Annotated in this window: 25 protein-coding genes; 12 read left to right on the forward strand and 13 right to left on the reverse strand. The window is 36.1% G+C overall.

The window, feature by feature from the left end; genetic code table 11:
* Positions 1-56 precede the first annotated feature (56 nt).
* A complete protein-coding gene (locus tag M902_RS01525) occupies positions 57-1,238 on the forward strand; it encodes an LptF/LptG family permease (RefSeq protein WP_021265995.1) in 1,182 nt (393 codons plus the stop codon).
* Here M902_RS01525 and M902_RS01530 read toward each other — a convergent pair.
* The 3 genes from M902_RS01530 to M902_RS01540 all read right to left on the reverse strand — a co-directional run bounded on the left by M902_RS01530 (position 1,235) and on the right by M902_RS01540 (position 4,419).
* A complete protein-coding gene (locus M902_RS01530) occupies positions 1,235-2,353 on the reverse strand; it encodes a helix-turn-helix domain-containing protein (RefSeq protein WP_021266140.1) in 1,119 nt (372 codons plus the stop codon). The genes M902_RS01525 and M902_RS01530 overlap by 4 nt on opposite strands.
* Before the next feature lie 16 nt (positions 2,354-2,369).
* Positions 2,370-3,173 (reverse strand): lipopolysaccharide assembly protein LapB, encoded by an 804-nt coding sequence (locus M902_RS01535; RefSeq protein WP_021266259.1) that lies wholly within the window; start codon positions 3,171-3,173, stop codon positions 2,370-2,372.
* Positions 3,174-3,270: 97 nt separating this feature from the next.
* Positions 3,271-4,419, reverse strand: a complete 1,149-nt coding sequence (locus tag M902_RS01540) for a class I SAM-dependent RNA methyltransferase (protein ID WP_021266176.1) — start codon at positions 4,417-4,419, stop codon at positions 3,271-3,273.
* A gap of 65 nt (positions 4,420-4,484) precedes the next feature.
* On the opposite strand from M902_RS01540, the gene M902_RS01545 reads away from it, so the two are divergent.
* From M902_RS01545 to M902_RS01565, 5 genes are all read left to right on the forward strand, one after another.
* Entirely contained in the window at positions 4,485-6,215 is a 1,731-nt protein-coding gene (locus M902_RS01545) for a TrkH family potassium uptake protein (protein ID WP_198011848.1), read from the forward strand.
* 20 nt (positions 6,216-6,235) lie between these two features.
* Positions 6,236-6,931 carry a TrkA family potassium uptake protein gene (locus tag M902_RS01550; RefSeq protein ID WP_021266154.1) on the forward strand — a complete coding sequence of 232 codons (696 nt, stop codon included), beginning with the start codon at positions 6,236-6,238 and terminating at the stop codon, positions 6,929-6,931.
* 30 nt (positions 6,932-6,961) lie between these two features.
* Positions 6,962-8,194 (forward strand): HAMP domain-containing protein, encoded by a 1,233-nt coding sequence (locus M902_RS01555; RefSeq protein ID WP_021265968.1) that lies wholly within the window; start codon positions 6,962-6,964, stop codon positions 8,192-8,194.
* Positions 8,195-8,283: 89 nt separating this feature from the next.
* The gene (lepA, locus tag M902_RS01560; protein ID WP_021265778.1) at positions 8,284-10,107 is read left to right on the forward strand and encodes a translation elongation factor 4; all 1,824 of its coding nucleotides are present in this window, start codon (positions 8,284-8,286) and stop codon (positions 10,105-10,107) included.
* A gap of 2 nt (positions 10,108-10,109) precedes the next feature.
* Positions 10,110-10,727: a hypothetical protein gene (locus tag M902_RS01565; RefSeq protein ID WP_021266050.1), complete on the forward strand. Its 618-nt coding sequence runs from the start codon at positions 10,110-10,112 to the stop codon at positions 10,725-10,727.
* Here M902_RS01565 and M902_RS01570 read toward each other — a convergent pair.
* Both M902_RS01570 and M902_RS01575 read right to left on the reverse strand, forming a co-directional pair.
* Entirely contained in the window at positions 10,724-11,659 is a 936-nt protein-coding gene (locus M902_RS01570; RefSeq protein WP_021265743.1) for a hypothetical protein, read from the reverse strand. The two genes, M902_RS01565 and M902_RS01570, sit on opposite strands and share 4 nt — an antisense overlap.
* A 64-nt stretch (positions 11,660-11,723) precedes the next feature.
* Positions 11,724-12,716: a lysylphosphatidylglycerol synthase transmembrane domain-containing protein gene (locus M902_RS01575; protein WP_021266364.1), complete on the reverse strand. Its 993-nt coding sequence runs from the start codon at positions 12,714-12,716 to the stop codon at positions 11,724-11,726.
* A gap of 80 nt (positions 12,717-12,796) precedes the next feature.
* Here M902_RS01575 and M902_RS01580 point away from each other — a divergent pair, with 80 nt between their 5' ends.
* The 3 genes from M902_RS01580 (at position 12,797) to M902_RS01590 (ending at position 15,195) form a co-directional block, all read left to right on the forward strand.
* Complete coding sequence (locus M902_RS01580) at positions 12,797-14,110, forward strand: UDP-glucose/GDP-mannose dehydrogenase family protein (protein ID WP_021265833.1); 1,314 nt, start codon at positions 12,797-12,799, stop codon at positions 14,108-14,110.
* Positions 14,110-14,916, forward strand: a complete 807-nt coding sequence (locus tag M902_RS15635; protein WP_021266515.1) for a nitrilase-related carbon-nitrogen hydrolase — start codon at positions 14,110-14,112, stop codon at positions 14,914-14,916. The genes M902_RS01580 and M902_RS15635 overlap by 1 nt, the downstream gene beginning before the upstream one ends.
* Positions 14,917-15,012: 96 nt before the next feature.
* Positions 15,013-15,195 (forward strand): hypothetical protein, encoded by a 183-nt coding sequence (locus M902_RS01590; protein WP_021266370.1) that lies wholly within the window; start codon positions 15,013-15,015, stop codon positions 15,193-15,195.
* 88 nt (positions 15,196-15,283) lie between these two features.
* On the opposite strand, the gene M902_RS01595 is transcribed toward M902_RS01590, so the two are convergent.
* Both M902_RS01595 and M902_RS01600 read right to left on the reverse strand, forming a co-directional pair.
* Entirely contained in the window at positions 15,284-15,538 is a 255-nt protein-coding gene (locus tag M902_RS01595; RefSeq protein WP_021266260.1) for a NifU family protein, read from the reverse strand.
* Between the two features lies 1 nt (position 15,539).
* On the reverse strand, positions 15,540-16,244 hold the full coding sequence (locus tag M902_RS01600; protein ID WP_021266149.1) for an RsmE family RNA methyltransferase: 705 nt from the start codon (positions 16,242-16,244) through the stop codon (positions 15,540-15,542).
* 61 nt (positions 16,245-16,305) lie between these two features.
* On the opposite strand from M902_RS01600, the gene M902_RS01605 reads away from it, so the two are divergent.
* Both M902_RS01605 and M902_RS01610 read left to right on the forward strand, forming a co-directional pair.
* Entirely contained in the window at positions 16,306-17,268 is a 963-nt protein-coding gene (locus M902_RS01605; RefSeq protein WP_021265808.1) for a DEAD/DEAH box helicase, read from the forward strand.
* Positions 17,256-18,053, forward strand: a complete 798-nt coding sequence (locus M902_RS01610) for a DNA repair protein RecO (RefSeq protein WP_040313735.1) — start codon at positions 17,256-17,258, stop codon at positions 18,051-18,053. The genes M902_RS01605 and M902_RS01610 overlap by 13 nt, the downstream gene beginning before the upstream one ends.
* On the opposite strand, the gene M902_RS01615 is transcribed toward M902_RS01610, so the two are convergent.
* From M902_RS01615 to M902_RS01640, 6 genes are all read right to left on the reverse strand, one after another.
* On the reverse strand, positions 18,048-18,935 hold the full coding sequence (locus M902_RS01615) for a hypothetical protein (RefSeq protein ID WP_021265754.1): 888 nt from the start codon (positions 18,933-18,935) through the stop codon (positions 18,048-18,050). The two genes, M902_RS01610 and M902_RS01615, sit on opposite strands and share 6 nt — an antisense overlap.
* The gene (locus tag M902_RS01620) at positions 18,917-19,348 is read right to left on the reverse strand and encodes a FixH family protein (protein WP_021266141.1); all 432 of its coding nucleotides are present in this window, start codon (positions 19,346-19,348) and stop codon (positions 18,917-18,919) included. The genes M902_RS01615 and M902_RS01620 overlap by 19 nt, the downstream gene beginning before the upstream one ends.
* Positions 19,348-19,734, reverse strand: a complete 387-nt coding sequence (locus M902_RS01625; protein ID WP_021266212.1) for a hypothetical protein — start codon at positions 19,732-19,734, stop codon at positions 19,348-19,350. The genes M902_RS01620 and M902_RS01625 overlap by 1 nt, the downstream gene beginning before the upstream one ends.
* Positions 19,735-19,736: 2 nt before the next feature.
* Positions 19,737-20,258, reverse strand: coding sequence for a redoxin family protein (locus tag M902_RS01630; RefSeq protein ID WP_021266336.1), 522 nt, complete (start codon positions 20,256-20,258; stop codon positions 19,737-19,739).
* Between the two features lie 64 nt (positions 20,259-20,322).
* Positions 20,323-20,583, reverse strand: a complete 261-nt coding sequence (locus M902_RS01635; RefSeq protein ID WP_021266449.1) for a GIY-YIG nuclease family protein — start codon at positions 20,581-20,583, stop codon at positions 20,323-20,325.
* The gene (locus M902_RS01640) at positions 20,583-23,036 is read right to left on the reverse strand and encodes a U32 family peptidase (protein ID WP_021266383.1); all 2,454 of its coding nucleotides are present in this window, start codon (positions 23,034-23,036) and stop codon (positions 20,583-20,585) included. Before M902_RS01640 ends, M902_RS01635 begins: the two co-directional genes overlap by 1 nt.
* 304 nt (positions 23,037-23,340) lie before the next feature.
* Here M902_RS01640 and M902_RS01645 point away from each other — a divergent pair, with 304 nt between their 5' ends.
* Positions 23,341-24,660 carry a glycine--tRNA ligase gene (locus tag M902_RS01645; protein ID WP_304412113.1) on the forward strand — a complete coding sequence of 440 codons (1,320 nt, stop codon included), beginning with the start codon at positions 23,341-23,343 and terminating at the stop codon, positions 24,658-24,660.
* Positions 24,661-24,692: the final 32 nt, after the last annotated feature.

The following is a 24,692-nucleotide window of genomic DNA, read 5'->3' on the forward strand; positions in this document are numbered from 1 at the left end:
AACTAACAGTAAGTATACAAAAAGACAAAGTATGACAAAAGTCGGCAAGGGTTTTCATGGACGCAGTCAAAAAGATTAAAGATTTAATCCCAACGAAGATATTTCAAAGATACCTTGCGTCAAATTTTATTGTACCATTTACGATGAGTCTTACATTCTTTGTTGCTTTCCTCTTAACGACACAACTCTTCAAATTCATGAGGCTTGTGACGAAAAAAGGGGTAGGAATCTTACAATTTTTAGAAATTCTTGGCCATATTTCGATTAGTTTCATCCCAATGGCGACTCCACTGTCAATTCTCTTTGCCATGATTTATACACTAAATAAATTAAGTGAAGACTCTGAAATTGTTGCCTTAAGGGCCATGGGAATAAATAAACATCGAATTTTTTCTCCTTTTTTCATTATTTCAATTCTAATTGCCGCTTCGGTTGTATCTCTGAATACAAATATGATTCCAACATCTAAGAAAATTTTTAGAAACACCTTTAAGCAACTTGGCTCAAAGGGGATTCTAACTGATATAAAAAAAGAACAATTTTTTACTGAAATTCCAGGAGTTATTCTATTTGCTGAAGATGTAAAAGAAGAAGGGAAGGTACTGGAGAATGTATTTTTAAGAATTTCCTCAAAAAATAGTGTTGATAAAGTTATTATGGCCAAAAAGGGAGTTCTAAATAAACCAAAAGTTGATGGTGACTCTATAGGCCTTAATATTCGTTTTGACTTCTTTAATGGCAGTATTATTTCAATAGATAAAGAGGGACATGAGATAGAAAAAATTCTTTTTGAAACTTATGAGTATCCAATTGTTACTAGTCAAAGCTTTTCAACTGTTAATAAGGCCAGCATGATGTCATCTAATGAGCTTAGAAGACATCTTAGAAAATTGAACGGCCAGCTCAAGCAAGCGAAGACAAAGAGAATTAAAGATAATCTTGAAGATGATATTAGAAAGGGAAGTATTGAATATTGGGGACGTTATACGATACCAATTCAATGTATTATTTTCGCTCTTCTAGGCTTTGTTTTTGGTGTAAAGAAGGGACGTGGAGCGACAAGAAATACAAGTGCGCTGGCTCTTCTTGTGACGATTATCTACTACGCACTCTACTTTTCAGGGGTGTCCTTGGCCAAGAAAAATAATGTTCCAATCCCCCTAGTCCTGTTTTTACCAGCGGTAATTACAGGAGCTATAGGAATTAGTTATTATAAAAAAATAGATTGGAATTCTTAGTTTTGAGAGTTTGCTTTTTCCTCTAAGTATTGCTTAGAAGTTTTGACGCCACCGTTTTTATCAAAAATAAAAAGTGGGAGTTTGTGATCTTTTGCGATCTCTACAGGAAAAACTAAACTTTTAACACCTGAACGTGAAGACATTCCAAGTAGTTCTCCATTATAGAAAACATTTAATGCATCAATATTTCCAAGACGAAGAAGAACTTGGTCACCTTTAATTAGTAAGTAGCGTCCCTCTTTTAGAGTGAACTTCTTAATTGGATCATTATCACTCTTATAAACAATCCAAGAGTCACCAGTCATTGCCTTTAGAAAGATGTTTTGCTTGTCCTCTTCAAAAGCTGCTCTTATATTAGCTGGGATGATTTCATTTTTTTCTTCTTCTGAGATGTCCTTGAAGGCAAAGAGAGGAGAAGGTAAATTGTAAAAGCTTAGCTCTTTTTCCTTTTCTTCTTTTTTCTCAACAGGTTTTTCTTCTGCGGGTTTTTCTTCTACTTTTGTCTCAACTACTTCGGGCTTCTTTTCCTCAATTTCTTGAGATGGAGTTTCTTCATCCACAAGATCATTTGTTGTTTCATCAACTGCCGAATCTTGCATAGGAGTGTTCTCATCTAAGACCTGCGCCTCAAGAACAACTTCCTTAGTATCTTCTCCTGTGTCTACTTCTTTAGATTTATCGAGGTTTATGTAAACAAAGATACCTATTGAAAAGGCCGCTACAACGCCAAGCAATTTGTATTTTAATGAATCAGAAATCTGAACTTCTTTTTTTACAAGGTCTTGTTTCTTTTCAACATTGGCCTGAGGGAAGTCATCTGCTTCAAGAGGTTGCGACTTCTCGCTTGCGATCTCTCCGTAAAGCTCTTCAAGTTTTTTTGTCGCTTCCTCTGCATCGATGTCGTAAGTCTTTGCTAGAGTTTTAACAAACCCTCTTACATATGCAATATTAGGAAGCCTTTCAATGTCATCTGCTTCAAGTGCCGATAGGTTGGTAAGATTAATTCTTGTATGTCTGCTTACTGCTTCGATACTTAGATCTTTCTTATCTCTGGCCTTTTGTAGGTACTGACCTAAAGATAGATTTGGGGCTTCTTTTGCAACTTCCTGTTCCATTATTACGCCTTTTTAATTATAAATTATCAGTTTCAAATTTGTTTGAATAATAAACGTTCTTCATTAGATTATTTTTTATTACTAAACTTCTTTTCGCATAATCAGTTCTTGGAAACTGCTCAATGATCTCATTATAAAGAGGTAACGCCTTTTTACTTTCTCCAAGAGAGCGATAAATCTCTGCAAGTTCAAACTTAGGTGCAATTTCTTTTTTACACTCACCAGTTGTTGCAATATTTAAATTCTTAATAGCATCTTTAATATTTCCATCTTTCTTGTAAATCATGGCAAGTTGAAATGGAGCCGGACAATAGTCTAAAGTATAGCCTATTACTTGTTGAAGGTATTTTATGGCCGCTTCTTTATTTCCTTTCTTTAGTTCAATTAGAGATAGGTTGTACTTTACTCGGTAGTTGTAGCGATAGATAAGATCTTTAAGAACAACTTTATACTGCTCTTCGGCCTTATTATAGTCACCTTCCTTGAAGTAGATTGAAGCGATGTTATTTCTGGCATCAGAGTTCTTATTATCTACTTCAATTGCTTGTTTGAAATAGAACTTAGCTTTTTCAGGTCTATTTTTGAAATAATAAGCAAGACCAAGATTGTTTAGCGTCTTTGTATCATTCGGCTTTAATTGGTTGGCGTTCTCTAAGGCTTCAAGTGCTTGAGAGTAATCCTTATCAATCATCTTTTGAGTGCCATATGTATAGAAGAGTTCTGCTTTTTTCAACTGTTCAGATTTCTGACTTGAAGAACAAGAAGTTGTCATGATTCCAATTAATGTTGCAAATAGAAAAGTAACTGTTGTCTGTTTCATCATTTCACCAAAAACGTTAGATTAAAAAGAGAATATACTCTTTAATTGTAATGGCATTCAGCGTCCATTACAATGTTAATCTAAGAGCTTACAATCGTTACCTATGTTTAAAGAAGATAACTGATTCAAAATGTCGGGTACCTGGGAAGAAGTCGAACATGTGGGCTTCTTCAATAAGATAATTGTTAAGAATTTTATGAGTATCTCGGGCAAGTGTTTGATTATTACAGCTCACATATACGATATAATTTGGATTAAGTACCTTAGTAAATTCATCAATATTTTTAAGGCCACTTCGAGGTGGATCAATAACGAGTAGATCGATATCTTTTATATTATAGGCTTGAAGCTTAGATACGGCCGCTTGATCATAAATATCGAGCTCACAATACTCCTGATAATCTTTATTTTGTAACTGAATATATTTTGACGCAGTAGCATCCATAACAATCGTTCGATGAGAAAGGGATTTTGTTATATTCCCATTTCCTCCGAATAGGTCGACTGTAATTGAAGAGTCACTTGTTACACTTTTCATTTTTTCATTAACTAATTTTAATAAGCGTTCATTCATTGGCGGGTTTACTTGAAGAAATCCCTCCGCAGAATAATAAGAGTCAAAAGTTTTTAAGATCTTTCCATCACGTTGGAATAACTCAATATGTCCCTTTGATTTCTTTGCTTCACCCTGCCAATTGTCATGTAAGTTAGCTAACTCATTATTGATATCATCATTTGCCATTAAACATTTTTTAATAGAAGTGATTTTTGAATTTGAGTCATTAAAGAAACCAAGTGTGCCATATTTCTTATTGTAATGAAGCTGAATACGATTTCGATAATGGTAGCGATCACTTGCTTTGTGAATAACTAGTGAATCACTAAGGTCAATCTTAAATTGTCGATGGAAATTGTCGAGATAAGCCTTTTTCTTAAATTCAATTTCATTCTCATAACTAGTATGTAAGAAGTGACATCCTCCGCATTCGTTATAATAAGGACATTCTGAATCGGTACGTAATTGAGACTTCTTAGTTAACTCAGTTAAACTTGCAAACTGAATACTTTTCTTAGACTTGTAGACAAGGGCCTTTCCTTCTTCTCCTGGTAGAGTTTTTTGGATAAAGGTAATTCCATTTAATTTTGAAACGCCTTGACCAAGAGAGTCGAGGTGTTCGACTTTGAAGTTCACTGGGAAATCTTTTGGAAACTTGATCTGTTTGTTTGGTTTCTTCTTTTTAGTCATAGGAAAATATGTCTCAATCTGCTATAAGTATCAACTTAGCTAAATTAGTAATATTATTAAATAATATGGCATCATTATTACAAAAATTGTCATTCCTGTTTGAACTTTTTTTCAACGGTAGTTTTATCCTCTTATTCACTCTCTTTGATAATAAGAAGGTCCCTGCCAGTTGGAATCAAAAGTTTATCGTGAATACCCTAGACTTAATGGTTTGGGTAGTCCCAATTGCTATTGCTTTAACGGTTATTAAGAACATGATTGAAGCAAAGAATGGTGAAGACTTTTTTCGTCGCTATTCATTTTCATTACTAGTATTTATCCCAACACTAATTACTTGGGGTGACTTAAAGTTTACATATCTATTAGCGAGTGCTCACTTACTCTCAACAATCTTATCTTTATATGATGATGGGGGAGAGACAACAAATCGGGAATATAAGAACCGATTTGATACGCTCTTTAGTAAAATAAAATTAACTTCTGCTCAGCTTGTACTCTTCACATTTGGTGGGGTTATTTTAGCTGGAACATTACTACTAATGCTTCCTCTATCTGCTGCGGATGGAGTCAGTATTAGTTTTGTAGACGCTCTTTTTACTGCAACCTCCGCAACATGTGTAACAGGTCTTTCCACACTTGGAACAAATACAAGTTTTAGTATTGTGGGACAACTTGTTATTTTAGGATTGATTCAAATTGGTGGGCTTTCCATCATGACTTTATACTCTTCGATGGCCATCGTTCTTGGACGATCGATGAAGATGAAAGATCGTATCATCATGCAAGACCTTCTCGATGTCTCTTCGCTTGAAGAACTCTTTGCCATGATTATCAATATTGTAAAGTACACTTTCATTATTGAACTTTGGGGAGCAATCATTCTAACGATTGGTTTTACTTTTGAAGGCTTTGAATTTGGTCAGGCAATGTACTACGGATTCTTCCATAGTGTTTCTGCTTTTTGTAACGCAGGCTTTGCTCTCTTTGATAACTCTCTAGAAAACTACGCAACTAATCCGTTAATTCACGGAACAATAGCTATCCTGATCTCTCTTGGTGGGATTGGCTTTATTGCTCTTAAGGAGTTAAAGGAAGTTGTCACGAGAGAAAAGACTATTGTCAGACTGGGAATGCACACAAAAGTCGTTCTCATTACTTCGCTTGCTCTAACTGTTGGTGGAGCAATCTTTATCTTCTTTGGAGAGTTCCTTGGTGCCCTTGATGGCTATAACCTTTGGGAGAAAATTCAAATATCTGTCTTCCAGTCGATTACTTTAAGAACGGCCGGGTTTAATACGATTCCACTAACAAATCTCCACTCATATACGATTTATATGATGGCCATGTTTATGTTCATTGGTGGCTCTCCCGGTTCAACCGCCGGTGGGGTAAAGACAACAACTCTTGCAATTTTAGTGCAATCTATAATTTCAACACTTAAAGGTGACAAGAACGTTATGATGTTTGATCGTAAGATCGCAGGCCCTGTTGTTGTTAAGGCAACTGCGCTAATGTTCATCTCTATTGTTGTTTCAACATCATTTATTTTTGTCATGATGAAGATAGAGCCAAACCAAAACTTTCTGCCTCTCTTCTTTGAAGTATTGAGTGCTGGGGGAACTGTAGGGCTTACACTTGGAGTTACTCCATTTTTAACTGTCGCGGGAAAAATTGCGATTTCGATGCTAATGCTTATTGGACGTATTGGCCCTCTCACTTTAATCTTAGCTATTGGTGAGAGACAGAAATACTCAGGTAAATTAGACTATCCTGACGGACGAATAATGATTGGTTAAAATTAAATAAAGGATTTTATATGCTAGTTGCTGTTATCGGGCTAGGGACATTTGGTGCAAAAACTGCTGTCGGACTATTTGAAAAAGGTGCCGAGGTAATTGCTATTGATAAGAATGATGAGCTCGTTGATAAAATTAAAGACCGAACAACTCACGCTGTTGCACTTGATGTAACAGATGAGAGATCGCTTCGATCAGTAAATATTTCTGACGTTGATACAGCAGTTGTGGCCATTGGGGATAATATTCAAATGTCGATTATGGCCGTTACGATGCTTCGAAAACTTGGAGTTGGTCGTGTAATTGCCCGTGCTACCTCAAAACTCCATGAGCACGTTTTACATGAAATTGGTGCTTCTGAAATTATTAAAGTTGAAGAGGAGATGGGAGAGATTGTTGCTTCTAAGATTATTGCTCCACACGTTCTCCAGCGCTACAACTTTGCAGCAGGTTATTCAATTGTCGAGCTAAAGCTTGGGAAGAAGTTTGAAGGTAAAACTCTTGTTGAGAGTAAGATTCGTCAAAACTATTCACTTAATATCGTTGCCCTTCAAAAGAAGGTTCCATATATCACTGAAGATGGTAAGTCCGCTTATCGTATGGAGATTAATGATTGTCCGATGCCGATGGATATTATCGAATCAGATGACATCGTTGTTCTTGTCGGAAGTGAGAAAAACTTTAATAAACTTTTTGCTGATCTTGAGGATGCATAAGTCTTTAACGTCGCATAAAGGGGAATAACTTTGAATTTATCACTAAGAAACCGAGTCGCATGGAGTTTTTCATTTGCCGCAGCTGTGGTAATCCTACTTGCGTTTATCGTTTTTTATCATTTAAATAATCTGAATAAAGAAATTGAGTCGATAACAGATCGTTCTAATAAAGTAACTCTTATTACTGACGAAGTTAGGATTTCGGCCGTTGCGATTCTAAAGAATCAAAGAAGAATTCTAACGAAGAAGCCTACTCCAGAAATGGTTGAAAGGATTCTAAATCTTTGTGAATCATTTACATCGCAACTTCAAAGACTGGATACTCACTATGATGAGCCTGAAGTTAAAAAGATTATTGGACAGATGCTCTCTTATACAGACTCTCTGAAAGTTATTCTAAGTAAAGCATCCTTATTCCATCGAAATAATATTGGAATGACTTCTATTGGGGAGCTTGCGGACAAAATCCTTGATGCTTTCTCCGAATTTCAAGATATTCAGTATTACCAAAATGTTGAAAGAGAAGAGAAGATTAAGGGTATTATCAACGAAACAAAACGTAAGATGATGATTACTCTTATCATCGCATTTCTGTGGACAATAATTTTAGGTTTAGTAATTCCTGGAAAGATAGCTCTGCCATTTAAGAAAATTAAGGATGCAATTCGTGAGCTTCAAGATTGTAACTTTGATGTGTCCATTTATTACTCCCAAGATGACGAGATTGGTGAAATTGCCCAAGAGATGAATAAGATGATTCACTCTTTTAAGAAATTTGAAGAATTACGTGCGGATAAGATTGTTGTTGAGAATAGAAAATTTGATGTACTCGCCAATATGGTTAAAAGGCCGGTTCTTTTAACAAATGCCAAGGGTGAGCTGATGTATATGAATAATCAGATTTACCAACTTCTTCAGGTTCAATCTGAGGATACAATTGGTAAGGTGATGACTGACTCAATTATTCCGCAGTGTATTATTGAGACCTATGAGCTTGCCATTAAGCGTCGTTCAAAGATTGAAAACCAGGAAATCAAAATCGCTAAGCGCGATGACTCAACTAAATCAGATAAAGAAGTTGGGGATAAGATTTCAGTAAAGGTTGATATTGAAGGTGATGAAGTTACCGAGGAACAGGAAGAGGCCGAGGAAGTCGTTGAATATATTTATGAAGGCTATGCGTCAGTTATTCCAATTCGTGGACGCGACTCGTCACTGGATTATTACCTTATGGTAATGTCTAAACAAGTTGAGGCATCATAAGTATTTAGGTGCCTCAAAACACTCGAAAATATAGTTATCCCTAGAAATCTGTGCTATGATTCGTGGAATTTAGCGGAGTTATAGATACAATGATTGATAGGAAACTAATTCGAAATTTTTCCATTATTGCCCATATTGACCACGGGAAGTCGACACTTGCAGATCGATTAATTGAAAAAACAGGTTCAATTACTGATCGCGAGAAATCTGATCGTATTCTCGATAATATGGAACTTGAAAAAGAGCGTGGGATTACAATTAAGGCCCAGACTGTGCGCTTAAATTACAAGGCCCGTGATGGACAGACTTACTACCTAAATATCATCGATACTCCGGGGCACGTTGACTTTTCATATGAGGTTTCGAGGTCTCTTGCTTCTTGTGATGGAGCACTTCTTGTTGTTGATGCTTCTCAAGGTGTGGAAGCACAGACTCTTGCCAATGTTTATATGGCCATTGAAAATGATCTTGAAATTATGCCTGTACTGAACAAGATCGACCTTCCTCATGCAGACGCGGATCGTGTAAAGCAAGAAATTGAAGATGTTGTAGGAATTGAGGCTTTAGATGCTGATGAAGTATCTGCAAAGTCAGGTCTAGGCGTTGAAGACCTCCTTGAATCTATTGTTGAAAAAATTCCATGCCCGAAAGGTGATCCAAATAAAGACCTTCAAGGTTTAATTTTTGATTCGTGGTTTGACCCGTATCAAGGTGTAATCTTCTTACTGAGAGTTGTTGAAGGTACAATTAATAAGAAAGATATGATCTATCTTAAGAACTCTGATCAAGAGTATGAGGTTCTTAAGCTTGCTGTGAATACTCCATTTTTTACTGAGGTAAAAGAACTCGGTGCCGGTGAAGTAGGAATGGTAATATGTGGTATCAAAAATATCCGTGATGTAAAAGTTGGGGATACAGTTATCAATGCCAAGAAGAAAGATACACCAAGTTTAGGTGGATACGAAGAAGTAAAGCCAATGGTTTTTTGTGGTATCTTCCCAGTCGAGTCTAATGATTATGAAGTGTTAAAAGATGCACTTGAAAAGCTAGCTCTTAACGACTCTTCATTTACATATGAACCTGAAACTTCTCAGGCCCTAGGTTTTGGATTCCGTTGTGGTTTCCTAGGCCTTCTACACATGAATATTATTCAAGAAAGACTAGAGCGTGAATTTAGTTTAAATTTAATTTCAACAGCACCTTCTGTGTCTTATAAAGTAAAGATGAATGATGGTGAGATTGTTGAAGTTGATAACCCTTCAATGATGCCAGAGCCTGGTAAATTTGAAGAGATTACTGAGCCAATCGTTTCAATTTCAATTCACGTACCAAATGAATATGTAGGGAAGATCATTCGTCTTTGTGAAGAAAAACGCGGTATTCAAACAGATATGAAATATATTACGGAAGAGCGTGTACAAGTGACTTACGACCTTCCTCTTAGTGAAATGGTTTTTGACTTCTACGATAAGTTAAAAAGTTATACTAAGGGATACGCATCAATGGACTATGACTTTAAAGGTTACGAGCCTTCGAAGTTAGTTAAGGTTGATGTACTACTTAATAGTGAAAAAGTTGATGCGCTATCAATTATTTGTCATGTTGATAACGCTTATTATAAGGGACGAGATCTTGTTGGTCGTTTAAGAAAGATTATTGATCGTCAACAATTTGATATTGCCATCCAGGCCGCAATTGGTGCTAAAATTGTTGCTCGTGAGACTGTTAAGGCACTTCGTAAGAACGTACTTGCTAAGTGTTATGGTGGTGACGTTTCAAGAAAGAGAAAGCTTCTTGAAAAACAAAAAGAAGGTAAGAAGAGAATGAAGATGGTTGGATCTGTTGAGGTTCCACAGGAAGCATTCTTGGCCGTACTTGCTGTAGATGAAGACAGTAGTGGTGGGAAAAAATAAACATGGAAGAATTGAGAAGTATTTTAGATGATGCTGTAACGAAGTTTTCGTCAAATGAATACTATGACAAATTAAGGTCAGCAAAAGAAGAATACTTCAAGCTTGCTGGTAAGTTATCTGAAGAAGATGAAGACTACGAATCTCGCATGAATGGTTTCGTCTATTGGTATATCACTCAGCGTGACTTCGATGATAATGGGCCATTAATTAAGAAATTTGTAAATGAAATCTCAATTGAAGAGAATCAAAAAGATTCAATGTTAGGTATTAACCACTCTCTTTTTGAATACCGTGGACAAAACCTTTTTAAAAAGCATGTCTTTAAAGACATTCTTCACAATACAAAATTCTACATTCCTAAAAATGAGTTTACATTACAACTTGTAAAGGATGACTTATTTATTGCCCGTACAATTAGTTATGAGGGTAAGACAATGCTACTTGATGATATTTCTGTTCTTCCATATGATGCGAGAGGGCCTCTCGTTAAGGAATCAAAAAAAGTCAGAAAGCTAAATGATCGTAAAAGAGATATGCAATTTCTTTTAAGAATTGAGTCCCTTAAAACAAAATGGCGTCAATACGGTCATATCGATCCGAAAAAGATTTTTGTTTTTTAGATCTTATAGGAAATGGCCAAGGATATTATCGTTCCTTCGAAGTTACTTGTGTCATTTGAATAGTTGAAGAACTTCATTTTACCGTTTAGCCCAAAGGTATTTTTAAAAAAATAGTCTACAGAGAGAGTTACTTTACTACCGGAATATTCCTCTTCGTTTTCATTTTTTGCAAAAATTGTATTTGCATAAATGAGATTCATATCAAGCGCTCTAAAATGTAAACCTAGCCCTAGCATACCTTGGTATAGATTATTTTGATTAAATGATAGCTTATTACTACTTAAAGTAGAGGTTTTAATAGTTTGAAAGTTTTCGCTATTTAAACCAATTGAAAAAGAAATTGTTTGATTTGTTGAGGAGAATATTCTGTCTAGAATTGTTAATTCGTAATCCGACAAGTTCTCATCTATTTCTTGGTTGCTTCCTTCTAAAGTGATCTCACTAAGTTTAGTATAGCTAGCAGTAAACTCGAGTCTATTATTATCAGAAAGGTAAGCTAAATATTCAATTTCAAGACTTGGTGAAAAATTGACCTGGTACTTTGCTTCAATATTTGAAAGATATGTTTGATTATAAATTCTGTTTGAGAAGCCAGCCTTTAAGACTAGTTGGGTACTCCGATCTTTACTCTCTTCAATATACTGAGCATTTAATGGTTCTGCATACTTCCACGAAAGAGCAGGAGAATAGGGACTTGTCAGGTAAATCGACTGTCCGGCCCTCGGTCCTTCTATGGAGTCAATGTGCTGATTCCAGTCCTTAAGTTGTGCTGCAAAATCACTAATGTGCCCATCCTTATATTCTTCATATTTTTTTGCAACTTCGCTCCAACTAGTATCATTCTTAAATCTAACTGTTTTTGGTTCTTGTGAAAGAGCAAAGGTAGTTAAGCTCAATATAAATGTAAATAAAGTAAATACAGATCTAAGCATCATTTTCTCCGTTAAACAAATTTTATCATATAAGAATGATTATGTAAGACGAAGAAATTTTTATCTATTCACTCTCAAGTGCTTCTGCTTCTTTTAATGTGTGCTTTTTTTTCCAAAGAACATATGGGATTACACCTAAAAGATTCACTGAAATTGCTACTAAGAAGTAGAGGTTAAAGAATGAAGCTCCCTTATCTTGGCCTAAAGCTTTAAAGAGCTCTTCAAATACAAGGTGACCAACTCCTGCTCCCGCTGGTGAGATGGGAATAGCTATTGAGATAAGCCCTACTGGAATAATGCTAAAGAGTTGCTTGATTCCAATATTAACATGAAGGAATGAGTGTACTAGACTCCAAAAAGCAGTAATGGCGAAGATGTGGACAATAATTGAAAGGCCGATGGATTTTAGGATAACTGTTCTACTTTCTCCAATCTTCCAAAAAGTCTCTGTAATGCTTGCAATTTTATCACCAACAATTGGAAAAACTTTAATTAGCTCAATTACATGTATCTTTATTCTTACAGGCATAAAGAGTACAAGAACAAATCCAAGGGCACCAAGTAACAACATAATATTAAATGAGATAAGTGGCTTAACTTTTGGCGATAATACAGTTAACTCTGAATAGAAATAAATCGAAGATAGCCCACCAACAATTAGAAGGCCAATTAAGCCAATAATGCGATCAATCAGTGCGGTACTTAAGAGAAAAGATCTCTTCAAATTCTTGTCCGAATCCCTAACGTAGAGAAGTTTTAAAAAGTCTCCCGTGACAATACCTGGGAGAAAGGTTGAAAAGAATTGTCCTATTAAATTGATTGGGTAGATCTTTTTAATATGAATTTTATCACTCTTTGTTTTTAGAATTAGCGACCAACGAATTGCCGCAATAAATGAACTACATACTAAAAGAGCAAATGATATTAAGGCCCATGGGCCATTCTCAAGTACTTGTCCGATCAGACTAAGGTCAAGTTTATCAGACTTTGCAAGCCATGTGAGAATTGCAGCTGCAAAAATAACCTTGAGTATTGTCTGAATTGACGCTTTGTGCATATAGTTAAATTCCTTATTTAGGCTTAAAACTTAGCATAAAAGGTGCTAATCTAGTACCAATTTTTAAAAAGGATAAAAGCTTGAAAATTACAGTAATTGGAACGGGGTACGTTGGTTTAGTAAGTGGAACTTGTTTTGCAGAAATAGGTCACAAAGTAACTTGTGTTGATATTGACGAGAATAAAGTTGCCATGATGAGACGTGGTGAATCCCCAATTTTTGAACCAGGACTTAATGATCTATTAGAGAGAAATATAAAAGCAGAAAGGCTTACTTTCTCTACAGGTCTTGAATCAGTAAAAGACTCAAAATCTATTTTCTTAGCAGTTGGTACACCATCTGGAGATGATGGAAGTGCAAATCTTTCTTACTTATTTCAAGCTGCTGAAGATGTTGCAAAGAATATTTCTGATGATGCAATTATTGTTATTAAATCAACTGTACCAATCGGGACTTGTGAAAGAGTAAAAGAGATTGTTGCAAAGAATACTGATAAAAAGTTTCATATTGTAAATAACCCGGAATTTTTAAAAGAGGGTTCGGCAATTGAAGACTTTATGAGGCCAGATCGCGTTGTTATTGGTCATAATGATCAATACGCAGCAGAAGCTATGGAGGAACTTTACGAGCCATTAGTAAAACAAGGCAATCCAATTTATATGATGTCTAATCTTTCAGCAGAGATGACAAAGTATGCGGCCAACTGTTTCCTAGCAACTAAGATTTCTTTTATTAATGATATCGCAAGACTTTGTGATACTTTAGGTGCAGATATAAATGAAGTACGCCAAGGTATTTCAAGTGATCGAAGAATTGGTTCTCACTTCCTTTACCCAGGGCCTGGTTATGGTGGCTCTTGTTTTCCAAAAGATGTTAAGGCCCTTATTTATACTGCTAAAGAAAATGGTCATTCTCTAAGAGTTATCGAATCAACTGAAGATGTTAATGATGAGCAAAAGTTATATATGGCCACAAAGATTAAGAAGCACTTCGGTTCTGACCTAAGTGGAAAAACTTTTGCATTCTGGGGAGTAGCATTTAAAGCTAATACTGATGACGTTCGTGAGTCTCCAGCAATTTACATGGCAAAAGATCTAATCGATGCTGGTGCAAAGATTCGCTTCTTTGATCCTGAAGGCGGACCTAATTTCATGAGAGCGATTGATGAAAAATATCACGCTTCACTTGAAGAAGTTTCAAATAAGTACGACTGTTTAAGTGGATGTGATGCAATGGTTACAGTGACTGAATGGAGAGAGTTTTCAACTCCTGACTTTACTGAAATTGCTACACGCTTAAATGAAAAGGTAATCTTTGATGCGAGAAACCTATTTAAAACTGAAAAAGTTTTAGCTGAAGGTTTTACTTACTATGCGATTGGGAAGAAAATTTAATGAGTGAATTGGTTGTCGCCAACATTCAAATTTCATCAACTCTTGATTACAAATCAAATCTAGAAAAAATTAAAACATACTTATCACAGGCAAAAAGAGAAGGGGCCCAAGTGGCCTTCCTACCTGAATGTTTTTATTCAATTTCTAATGGCAGAGAGCCTAGCCCGCACCTTGTGGAGTGGAATAATGAACACTTTGATAACATCAGGCAATTGGCCGTTGATTCTGGGCTCTTCCTTATTGGGGGCTCTGTTGCTTTTAAAACTGATACAGGTATTCTTAATAAGGCCATTAACTTGGATCCTCAAGGTCGTGTTATTGGTAGCTACGACAAGTGCCATCTATTTTCTTGTGACATCACAACTGTAGATGAACAAGGAGAAACAAAACGTAAAAAAATTAATGAAGCCGATATTTATACCGCTGGAAAAGATCCGCTAATTATTGATGTACTTGGGTGGAAGATCGGAATCGCAATTTGTTTTGATCTTCGCTATCCAAGTTTTCTTCAGTATTACTACGACAATAAAGTTGATCTTATTACTTTTGCTTCTGCATTCACTGTTCCAACAGGGATGGCCCATTGGCATACTTTATTACGAGCACGTTCGATTGAGGGACAATGCTATGTCGTCGCCAGTGCACAATGTGGCGAAAATAACCCCGGAATTCACACTTATGGACACTCTTTAATAATTAATCCGTGGGGAGAAGTCCTTTGTGATCAAAAAAATGATGAGGGGACAACTATTGTTAGACTCAATAAAGAGCAAATTAGAGACACACGTTCTCGTGTTATCCTATAATCTAACTGTTTAAATTTATTGAAAATTGAGTAGAATTTGGAGGTATTTCATAATTACCTGCCGATAAGTCTATATGATTAGATTTAGGAGGCAAAGATGGAATTACTAGAAATTATACTCGTGACTACAGTCATGGCATTTGCCACCAGCGGAAATATTATTCTTTCAGGGTTAAGCTATTGGGAGAATGAAGATAGGGTAAGAAGGTCCATTTCTCATGCTAATGAAGGGTATGGTATGCGCGAGTCAGAATTAGAAGAACACACAAAAGTTGCATAACTAAGTGGCAATTAAGTACTTACTTGAGGAGAGCTTTCGATAAGCTTAAAGAACCTTATCGAGAGCTCTTGTTTAAAATTAGTTACAGTTACATAAATGGATTATCACCCTTAGAGTGATCTGTTACATCCACAACTTCAACAATATCTGGAAAATTTTGTTTTACAAGTCTTGCAACACCATCAGTAAGTGTTGCTTGTGAAGCAGAGCAACCTTGGCATCCACCTGTCATTTTTACGTAGAGCTTATCATTATCATAATCAATAAGTTCGATATTTCCACCGTGGGCAGCTAGTGCTGGTCTGACTTGTTCATCAAATAGTTTTTCAATTTTTCTAAGCATATTAATTCCTATCCATTAATTGGTTTAAGTGGCCAAGAATGGCGATTGATGCATTTTCCACTCTCATGATTGAAGGGCCAATGCTTATTTCTTTAAAACCAAGATTTTTAAATTCGTAAATCTCTTGGTTAGTCCATCCACGTTCAGGTCCAATAGCCAATTGTAATGGTCTTTCGATATCTATTTTAACATCTTTTAACTTAGTTGTGGCATAAGGTGAGAGAATAAATTTTTGAACACCTTGTGTTTGCATATCTTCGTATTGATAAGTCTTCTTAAGTTTAGGTGCCTTGTAGAAAACAGCTGACTGGCTTACACCAAGTTCAGATAGTTCTTGAAAACGTTCGTAAACTTTAGAAGTGAGATAGCTCTTATCACTTAGAATGGCCTTAAAGATATGAAAACTATCTGCTCCCATTGCACTACAATGTTCGAAAACTTTTTTCATTGTAGGTGGCCTTGATGCCGCAATAATTAGCTCTATTGGGTAGTGGAGTCCTGGACGAATCAGGCCAACTTCTACCTCGACTGCTTCGTCGATTATTTTACTAACTTTAAGAGTTGTTAGCCCTTGCTCAAGAATTGTTCCCTTGAGTTCGTCACCAATCTTTACTTTGACAACTTCACGTAAATGTCTCGATTGCTCTTGAGTGAGAACAACTTTTGATTCGCGAATTTGATTTTTTCTTATTATGACAGAGTTCATCTTCTTTAATTTTAATTAGTTATAGCTTTAATTCTTTTACCACTTCTTGCACTTCTTGGGTATGGATTTTAAAGCAACTTTGTCACAGATCGTCAATAGAGAGCACTCATTCACATTATTTATGGCCCCGATGGGCTGGGGGAAAACAAGACTTATTTGGCAATTATTAGAAGACTTTGAAAGAATTATTATTGTCTCTCCATTGCGATCAATTCTGGAAGATTTGAAGGAGAGGGAATGTGTTGTGGATAATATTTCTGGCAAGGGAATCTTTTTAACAACTGTGGAGTCACTTTCTAAGGATGATCTTGATTTTGCTTTAAAATCCAACTCTCTTTTTGTATTAGATGAATTTCACCTCTTCTACGAATGGGGAGAGTCTTTTCGTCCGAGGTTACTTGATTTCCTTTATCAAATCTCATCTTCTAAAAATACCAAAGTGATAGGTTTGAGTGCAACGATTACTGATGAGTTGTATCGTGTGATCGAAAGAGATGTCGAAAATAATTTCAGGCATTTTTGTTTTCTTAATATTGGAAATTTTCAAAAAAAGAATATGTATAAGAAAAAGCGTATGTTGATTCGCCCACTTCTTCTACTTAAGCTCATCTTTGAACAATTACTCTTTGAAAGGGGAAGAACCATTCTCTTTTGTTCATCACGAAAAGAAGTCTTCTTTTGGCACAAGTTTTTTAAAAGATTAGGTATTTCATGTGATTACTGTGTTGGCGGAGAAGTTAAAGACTTTGTGGCCAGAGAGAATCAAAATCCTGCAGATTTGATTATTGCGACTAGTGCTTTGAGCCATGGAGTTAATTTACATGGAATTGAAAATATTTATATTAGTTATAGGCCTAATGAGTCCACAAATTTTCAAATGATCGGTCGTGGTGGTCGGTTTGGAGAAGAGTTTCAGTATTTTGGTGCCATAGAGAAAGGGAAGAAGTGGTGGGAAAGAATTCACTACAAGATATGTAATTATCTCTTTATAATGAGTCAGGACTTATTATTATGGTTGAATTAGAAGGTATACTCATTAACAAGGTACCATATCAAGATAAACACTTGATTGGAAACTTACTCCTTAGGAACGGAAATAGAATTTCTGTGATGTTCTATGGTGGCCAAGGAGGGGGAAAGAAAAAAGTTTCTTCTATTTTACAAGTTGGTTATCTTTTTAAAGTTGGTTTTGGCAGAGTTAAGAGCAGTTTTGAAATCTTAACGAGTAAGGATCATGTTGAAAAATGGTGTCATAAAAATATTTCTCATAATCCAATGGCCTTCTACCTACTTTGCTTCTTCTGTGAATTTTGCCAGTCGTTTGCTCCACAAATTACACATAAAGATGATCTTGATTTAAGTGAAAAAAGTCATGAGGGGATTTTTCGACTTCTTTCAAATGCCATTTTTCGACTAGAAAGCCGTGTGTTGGAGAGTGACTTTAATGCCAACCATGAACTTTTTATTTTTCTTGTAAAGGCAATGGTCGAACTTGGAATTTTTCCAAGAACAGAGACATGTGCTGTCTCAGGCGTTGAAATTGGGGATAAAGACTTTGTTTCTCTTTCTATTGAACAAGGTGGCTTTATTCACTATTCTCACTTAAGCCTAGAAGAACAAAGGTTGGTAAATGGCCAAGAGGGAAAGAGCCTTAGAAGTGAAATGTTAAATGTTGCTGCAAGTAAGTACTCTGAGTATAAAGTAAGTATGCAAGTCCAAAAATCTGAATTAAACCAACTGGTTAATTATATTTGTTATCATCAGCACGTTCAACGTGAGCACTACAAGTCCTTAAGCTTACTCTTATAGGTCTTCAAATACTTTGTAAGTAAGTGAGATGGCCTTAGCTAGATTTGTATTCTTTGCTACGTTTAGGATGGTTTCATCTGAATAATTTAAAACGAGAGAACTTCTAGTAAACATATACGAGTAGTTAAAGTTTGTTGAAAGATAGTACTTATTTTCACCTTCATTACCATCGATCTTAACGGCACTATCTTGCCAATAGGTTAGTGAAGTACCAAAGCGCATTGTTGCACTTGGATTATATCCAAGGCCCAAAGATGATGAATAGCCGAACCCTGGCTCAACTTCTTTATTATCAATCGTTCTTTTAAAACCGTAGTGTCCCTCTAATGTCACAGAGTAGTCGTAGTCGTAAACAACCTTAAATAGAGCAAGTCCTAGAGTTGATTCGTAGACTCCTCGACTTAGTGAGTCTGACAAGAGGGGATCATCATAACTATAAATAGAATTACCATTTGGAATAAGCTGCTTAAAGAATAGAAAGCCACGAGGCTTTAAAAGATTATAAGTGAGTTCAGGCAAAAACTCCCATGTAAATTGAAAACTTGGATCGACCATTTCAGTGGTACTTGTTTCTTTTATAGAAGACTCAACTGTTCTTTTTTTAACTGGAATATCAAATGCGATTTGAAAATAGCTGTCAATGAGGTAGCTACCTTTAAACGCGATAGTTTCAGTTACTTCATTCTTAGAATTAATATTATGAATCTTGCCATCAACCCCCGCTTCACTTGTTACTGCAGAGTTTGCATAGTTGATTTTTGCTTCCCACTGGTGGTCGCCTAAAATAATATTAGGAATATTTGCGCCACCACCGCAGCATGAAGATGCATTAGTTGTTAATGAAAATAAGAATGTAAGTAGAACTAAAGCGTAAGTGGCCATGAGACAGTATCGTACAGGTTTCCGTTATCTTTTAATTGTAAGTGAAAGTCCCAAAGACCACCCATTGTGAAATAGATATCAGTTAGTTCATAGACTCCTGTGGCAATCTTCGTTACAGTTATTGGGTAGGAACCATGACCCATATCAGGCATCCAGATATAGGCTGAAAATTCCCCAATTGGATCTTTTAGGTTATCTGCTGAGTCTTTAAATTTGATTGTGATAGTTGAGCTGTCGTAGAGCAGTGGCCCTTTTTCCCATTGACGAGAAATTGTCAGGGCCTCTGTATTAAATTGCAATTCACTTGTAATATTATCACTTCCACCAACTAACTCTTTCAGATTTCCTGAAAATGGAGATTTTCCACAACTTGTGAATAGTAAGAATAGAAGTGCTAGTGATAATAATCTCATTACTTTTTAAGCTCCACATCAATTGCTGCAATGTCACCATTTAGCTCAAAACGAACTTGCCAGTAGCCTTTCATGTGACCCATGAAGAATTTTGCATTTCCATTGATTACTTGATCTTCGTCAAATGACCAAGAAATAGCTGGACCACCGTGTTGGCGACCATTTGCCATCATCATCCATACATAAACTTTAAGTTCTTCTGGGGATACTCTTTCTCCGGAGTCTTTGTCATAAATAATTGCTTCAAATGCTGAAGGTTTTCCATCGTATGGCCCGTTTGTCCACTCGATATCTACACATAGATTTTGTGATTCAATTTGAAATGGACATGCCATTACTGAAGCTGTGATAACTAGTACAATTAATGCTTTAAACGAATTTAACATATTTACCTCGCGATATAGCACCCAAGTGCCTTTGATTCTTTATATGGTAGTTCTTTATTATTCTTTAGTGCTGTAAGCACATCATTTAGGTAGAATTTTGAAGATAGCTCAGGACTTCTCTTATTTGTAACTGCCCCCTGGTAGATAACTTCTTGTTTTTCATTTAATAAGAAGACATGAGGTGTTTTAAGAGCGTTCATTTTATTTGCGAACTTTAAGTCTTGATCAATGAAGATAGGGAAGTTGATTTTGAACTGGTCAAAATACTCAAGGGCCTTCTTCTTATTAATATGTTTATTAGAGCTAAAGCCAATGAACTCAAGATTTGTAAACTTCTTTGCAAGAGAGTTAATATAGTCGAATTGTTTTTGTGAACAAGGACAACTAGGTGAAAGAAAAATTAGAACTTTCTTTTTACTAGTTTGAGAGATTTGTTTCTCTTGATGAGTCGATAAATCGTAACGGACTTCAGTAAATGCCCCAAAAGTTGCGCTTGAGATAAGGAGTGCAATTAGTAATTTCATAGGTGTTATTTATAAAATCTCTAATTGAAGTACAAGAAATCAATACCCTAGTAGGTATTAATTTTTACGATACCTTGATTAAAGTCAGCTTTTGAGCACGAGTAAGCTTCTTAATTTGAGCTTCTCGCTTGCTCGCACTTGAGCGATCTGGGTGCTCCTCTGTAAAACGAATTTTTTTAGGTGGGTTGGCCTTGGTAAATTTAGCACCTTTAGGATCATTTTTATGTTCTTCAAATCTTCGTTCTACATCAGTTGTAATACCAGTGTAGAGCTTTCCATTCTTTGTTTCAATGATGTAAACAAACCACTTGTTGGCTTTAGCCATTAATTCTTTCTCGCTTGATATGTATCTTCTTTCATAAGCATTCCCGTACCAATTCCGTACTTTTCTTGAGTGCCTAATAGAGACTTTAACTCATTCGTGGAAATCTTTCCATTAAAGAAGTTAAGGTAACTTTCAAGCTTACTTTTTAGCTTCTCACCATGTTCGTTTAAAAGCTCGACTCTAAATTGAGAAACACCTTTTGCAATGAGTTCATCGATTAAGTCTGTCGAACTCTGTGCAATAGCATTAAACATTGTATTTCGACACTCTTGATCGGCCTTGATAAAATGCATATTCCCAAATTGGTCTTTTAGTTCCACATGATGCTTTTCACATGGTTTCCCACAGTCTTTAAATGACGATCCTTCCGATAAAAAGGCAGCATACACACAATGTTCCATATGAAAACTTGGCATATATTGGTGAATATTAACCTCAATTCTCCCAGCATCAGTATTTTCAAGAAGATTCTCCAATTGCTTGGCATTTAAATCATATGACGAAGTTAAGGTTTCAAATCCTTTGTCTAGTAGATAGTTGGCCGTTTGTGAGTTGGCCACGTTTAAAGAAAAGTCACCTTTAAGTTTAATGTTACATTTAGATCTCAAGTATTGGTAAGAGCCAAGATTACGACAAAGAATGAAATCAGGTTCTAATCGAGTTAGAACATTTAAATGGTGATATTCTTTCGGTTTCAAAATTCTATTCGTTGCAATACCAACTAGGCACTTTGGAAGTTGCTTTAAAAGCTCTAATGAAGGCTTGTAATCCTTTCCAAACTCAAAATCTAAAGTGATGAGTAGTCTTTCGTACTCGCATTTTTCTAAGACTTCAAATGCTTCTTTTACTTGATCAATATCTCTAAGAAGGAAATTAAGAGTAATATCGTTTTCAGAAACTTCTTTCTTAGTAAGGTTAAAGAAAGAAGTTTGAGGGGTCTTAACAAAGACTCGCTTACTATTTAATTCTTCGATGGCCTCTTGTCTCAACTTCTTTAATGATTTTGAGTGAATGAAGGGTGACTTTTCATTTGATATTAATTTAAAGTTTGAAACAGCATAAATTGTACGAGATAGGGCACAAGCATCTTTTTCAACTTTTTCAAAATCTACTGGCTTTCTCGCTTCTTCAACTAAGTCTTCGCTTTCAACTATAACTTGATTAAATCCATCGTTAATTTTATAGGTCAGTTTCTCACCAATATTTGCAATAAGCGTAACTTGAATTGGAACGCGTTTTTGTTTATTTACATCACTTATTAATGACTCGCTCTCTTTTGCAACTTTCGGATCCGAGTTTAAATAGATATCCATACCGGGGCGAACTTGCTTCCACTTAAAATCGTGTGCAAGTGAAAGGCTTACGCGTTTTCCTTTTCTTTTTACACTAAAAATTGAAGATCCAATCTCGAGGCCCTTATTATCGTCGCATATCGCAACACCCATTCCATTTTCTAAATTACGATCAGTATCGATTTCTAAAAATGGAGGTGAAACTCTTTTTACTTTTCCAAGTTCTATCCCTCGGTGGGCCCCGTAGTTACCTTTAACAAGTTGTTGGTGGTCTACCCCATGAAGCCACCCTGAGAAGAGACCTCGTGAGTATGTAAGGGCCATATTATCGAGTTCTTTTTGACCAACTTTCTTGCCTTCAAGTTTTGCCTTAAATGCACTTGCAGCGGTTGAAACGTAGGCCGCTCCTTTAAGACGTCCTTCAATTTTAAAAGAGTCAATTCCCATATCTTGGAGTTCATTAACTTCTTCAATTCCACAAAGGTCCTGAGGGGAAACGAGGTAACTCATTTTACGTCCATGTTTTGTGAGGTCTTGTTTTTCTCCATCAACAAACATTTCGTAAGAGAAGCGACAACTTTGGGCACATTGACCACGATTTGCAGAACGTCCACCGATGCTTTCTGACGTAAAACATTGGCCAGAGTACGCAACACATAAGGCACCGTGAGTGAAGACTTCAAGCTCACGCTCTGTATTTGATCTAATCTCTTTAATTTCAGGGATTGAGTTTTCACGTCCTAGGACAAATCGTTTGATATCAAGGTCTTCAAGAAATGTAATATGATCGTGATTGGTCACTGTCATTTGGGTCGAGCCGTGAATAACTTGCTCTGGATATAATTGTCGGACGATATTTGCTAGTCCGATATCTTGAATGATTAGAGCATCAGGGCCTAGGCTCACAACTTCATTTAATCTTTTAATAGCATCAGAAATCTCTTCTTCAAAAATGAGAATATTAAATGCGACGTGTACCTTTACTCCATAGAGGTGGCACATATCGATAATCTCTTTTAATTCATTAACTGAGTGGTCGTGAGTCCTACCACGAGCATTGAATCCTGGCATTCCAACATAGATGGCATCTGCACCACCGTGAATTGCCGCAAGGCACATTTGCATATTACCCACAGGGGCGAGAATTTCTGATTTTTTCATGAGCTGCTTTTAGCACGAGTAGAAAAGGTACGCGATACCAAATCGTGATTTCAGTAATTTATATATAGAAAATAAGAAAATTGATGATAAGTTTTCGCAACTATAAAGGCTACTTATTCAAATAGATATTAGTTATTAGGTAACACTTATAAAGTAGGTGAATACCAGATAACTTCAATGTAAATTGACGCATAAGTTAGTAATATTACGAAAAGGTGGCACGTTCCTTAATGGGAAAATAATTAGCCGTTCGGCATTTCAAAAGGTATACTTTGTGCAATTATTTACCATAGTAGGGGGCATTGTGTCAGAAAGTAATATCAAAGACATGCAGCAAATTGTTAGTCTAGCTAAACGCCGTGGGTTTATTTTCCAAAGTTCGGAAATTTATGGCGGCCTATCTTCTTGTTGGGATTATGGCCCATACGGAATTGAGTTAAAAAGAAACTTAAAGAATAAGTGGTGGAAGGCCATGACTTTACGTTCAGATATCGTAGGTGTTGATGCTTCAATCTTTATGCACCCACAAGTTTGGAAAGCTTCAGGTCACGTGGATGGCTTCAATGATCCAATGGTTGATTGTAAGCAATGTAAATCTCGCTTCCGTGAAGATAAAATCGATACAACAGCTCCTTGTCAAAACTGCGGAGCAAAGGGTGAGTTTACTGAGCCTAGAGATTTTAACCTAATGTTTAATACACAGATGGGTCCTGTTGAAGATTCATCAGCAAAGGTCTACTTAAGACCAGAAACAGCTCAAGGGATTTTCGTAAATTTCTTGAATGTTCAATCAACAATGAGAAAGAAGCTTCCATTTGGTATCGCACAAATTGGAAAAGCATTTAGAAATGAAATTACTCCAGGTAACTTCATTTTTAGAACTCGTGAGTTTGAACAAATGGAAATGCAATACTTCATTAAGCCTGGTACTCAAATGGAGGCCATGGAACAGTGGAAAGAGATTCGATGGAATTGGCACTTATCAAATGGACTACGTCCTGAAAATTTAAGGTGGCATCCACACTTAGGTGATGAGCTTGCTCACTACGCAGATGCTGCTGAAGATATTGAGTATAAATTCCCACATGGTTGGGATGAAATGGAAGGTATCCACTCAAGAACTGACTTTGATTTACGTCAACATGAAGAGTTCTCAGGGAAGAACTTAAAGTATACAGATCTACAGGATGGAAATAAAAAATTCCTTCCATATGTTCTTGAAACTTCTGTTGGGTGTGATCGTTCACTTCTAGCAATTATGTGTGACGCTTTTAGAATTGAAAATGAAGGTGATAAAGAGAATGAAAGAGTGGTAATGAAGTTTCACCCATCTCTTGCACCTGTTAAAGTTGCTGTTCTTCCATTAACTAAAAAGTTAAACGAGCCAGCAACAAAGTTATTTAATGAACTTCAGCAAGAATTTGCTGCTGAATACGATGTCGCAGGATCAATTGGTAAGCGCTACCGTCGTCAAGATGAGATTGGTACTCCGTTTTGTATCACTTTTGACTTCGATTCATTAGATGATAATGCAGTTACAATTCGTGACAGAGATTCGATGAATCAAGAGCGTATCGCCCTCGATAAAGTGAAAAACTATTTAAGAGATAGAATCTACATTTAAAATATTTTTTTGAAGGGCCACAGATTCGTGGC

The organism is Bacteriovorax sp. BAL6_X, from assembly GCF_000443995.1.
GTDB lineage: Bacteria > Bdellovibrionota > Bacteriovoracia > Bacteriovoracales > Bacteriovoracaceae > Halobacteriovorax_A.

Coding starts and splice junctions, on each gene's coding strand:
- M902_RS01525 (WP_021265995.1), top strand. CDS start 57: ATGGACGCAGTCAAAAAGATTAAAGATTTAATCCCAACGAAGATATTT.
- M902_RS01530 (WP_021266140.1), bottom strand. CDS start 2,353: ATGGAACAGGAAGTTGCAAAAGAAGCCCCAAATCTATCTTTAGGTCAG.
- M902_RS01535 (WP_021266259.1), bottom strand. CDS start 3,173: ATGAAACAGACAACAGTTACTTTTCTATTTGCAACATTAATTGGAATC.
- M902_RS01540 (WP_021266176.1), bottom strand. CDS start 4,419: ATGACTAAAAAGAAGAAACCAAACAAACAGATCAAGTTTCCAAAAGAT.
- M902_RS01545 (WP_198011848.1), top strand. CDS start 4,485: ATGGCATCATTATTACAAAAATTGTCATTCCTGTTTGAACTTTTTTTC.
- M902_RS01550 (WP_021266154.1), top strand. CDS start 6,236: ATGCTAGTTGCTGTTATCGGGCTAGGGACATTTGGTGCAAAAACTGCT.
- lepA (WP_021265778.1), top strand. CDS start 8,284: ATGATTGATAGGAAACTAATTCGAAATTTTTCCATTATTGCCCATATT.
- M902_RS01565 (WP_021266050.1), top strand. CDS start 10,110: ATGGAAGAATTGAGAAGTATTTTAGATGATGCTGTAACGAAGTTTTCG.
- M902_RS01570 (WP_021265743.1), bottom strand. CDS start 11,659: ATGCTTAGATCTGTATTTACTTTATTTACATTTATATTGAGCTTAACT.
- M902_RS01575 (WP_021266364.1), bottom strand. CDS start 12,716: ATGCACAAAGCGTCAATTCAGACAATACTCAAGGTTATTTTTGCAGCT.
- M902_RS15635 (WP_021266515.1), top strand. CDS start 14,110: ATGAGTGAATTGGTTGTCGCCAACATTCAAATTTCATCAACTCTTGAT.
- M902_RS01590 (WP_021266370.1), top strand. CDS start 15,013: ATGGAATTACTAGAAATTATACTCGTGACTACAGTCATGGCATTTGCC.
- M902_RS01595 (WP_021266260.1), bottom strand. CDS start 15,538: ATGCTTAGAAAAATTGAAAAACTATTTGATGAACAAGTCAGACCAGCA.
- M902_RS01600 (WP_021266149.1), bottom strand. CDS start 16,244: ATGAACTCTGTCATAATAAGAAAAAATCAAATTCGCGAATCAAAAGTT.
- M902_RS01605 (WP_021265808.1), top strand. CDS start 16,306: ATGGATTTTAAAGCAACTTTGTCACAGATCGTCAATAGAGAGCACTCA.
- M902_RS01610 (WP_040313735.1), top strand. CDS start 17,256: ATGGTTGAATTAGAAGGTATACTCATTAACAAGGTACCATATCAAGAT.
- M902_RS01615 (WP_021265754.1), bottom strand. CDS start 18,935: ATGGCCACTTACGCTTTAGTTCTACTTACATTCTTATTTTCATTAACA.
- M902_RS01620 (WP_021266141.1), bottom strand. CDS start 19,348: ATGAGATTATTATCACTAGCACTTCTATTCTTACTATTCACAAGTTGT.
- M902_RS01625 (WP_021266212.1), bottom strand. CDS start 19,734: ATGTTAAATTCGTTTAAAGCATTAATTGTACTAGTTATCACAGCTTCA.
- M902_RS01630 (WP_021266336.1), bottom strand. CDS start 20,258: ATGAAATTACTAATTGCACTCCTTATCTCAAGCGCAACTTTTGGGGCA.
- M902_RS01635 (WP_021266449.1), bottom strand. CDS start 20,583: ATGGCTAAAGCCAACAAGTGGTTTGTTTACATCATTGAAACAAAGAAT.
- M902_RS01640 (WP_021266383.1), bottom strand. CDS start 23,036: ATGAAAAAATCAGAAATTCTCGCCCCTGTGGGTAATATGCAAATGTGC.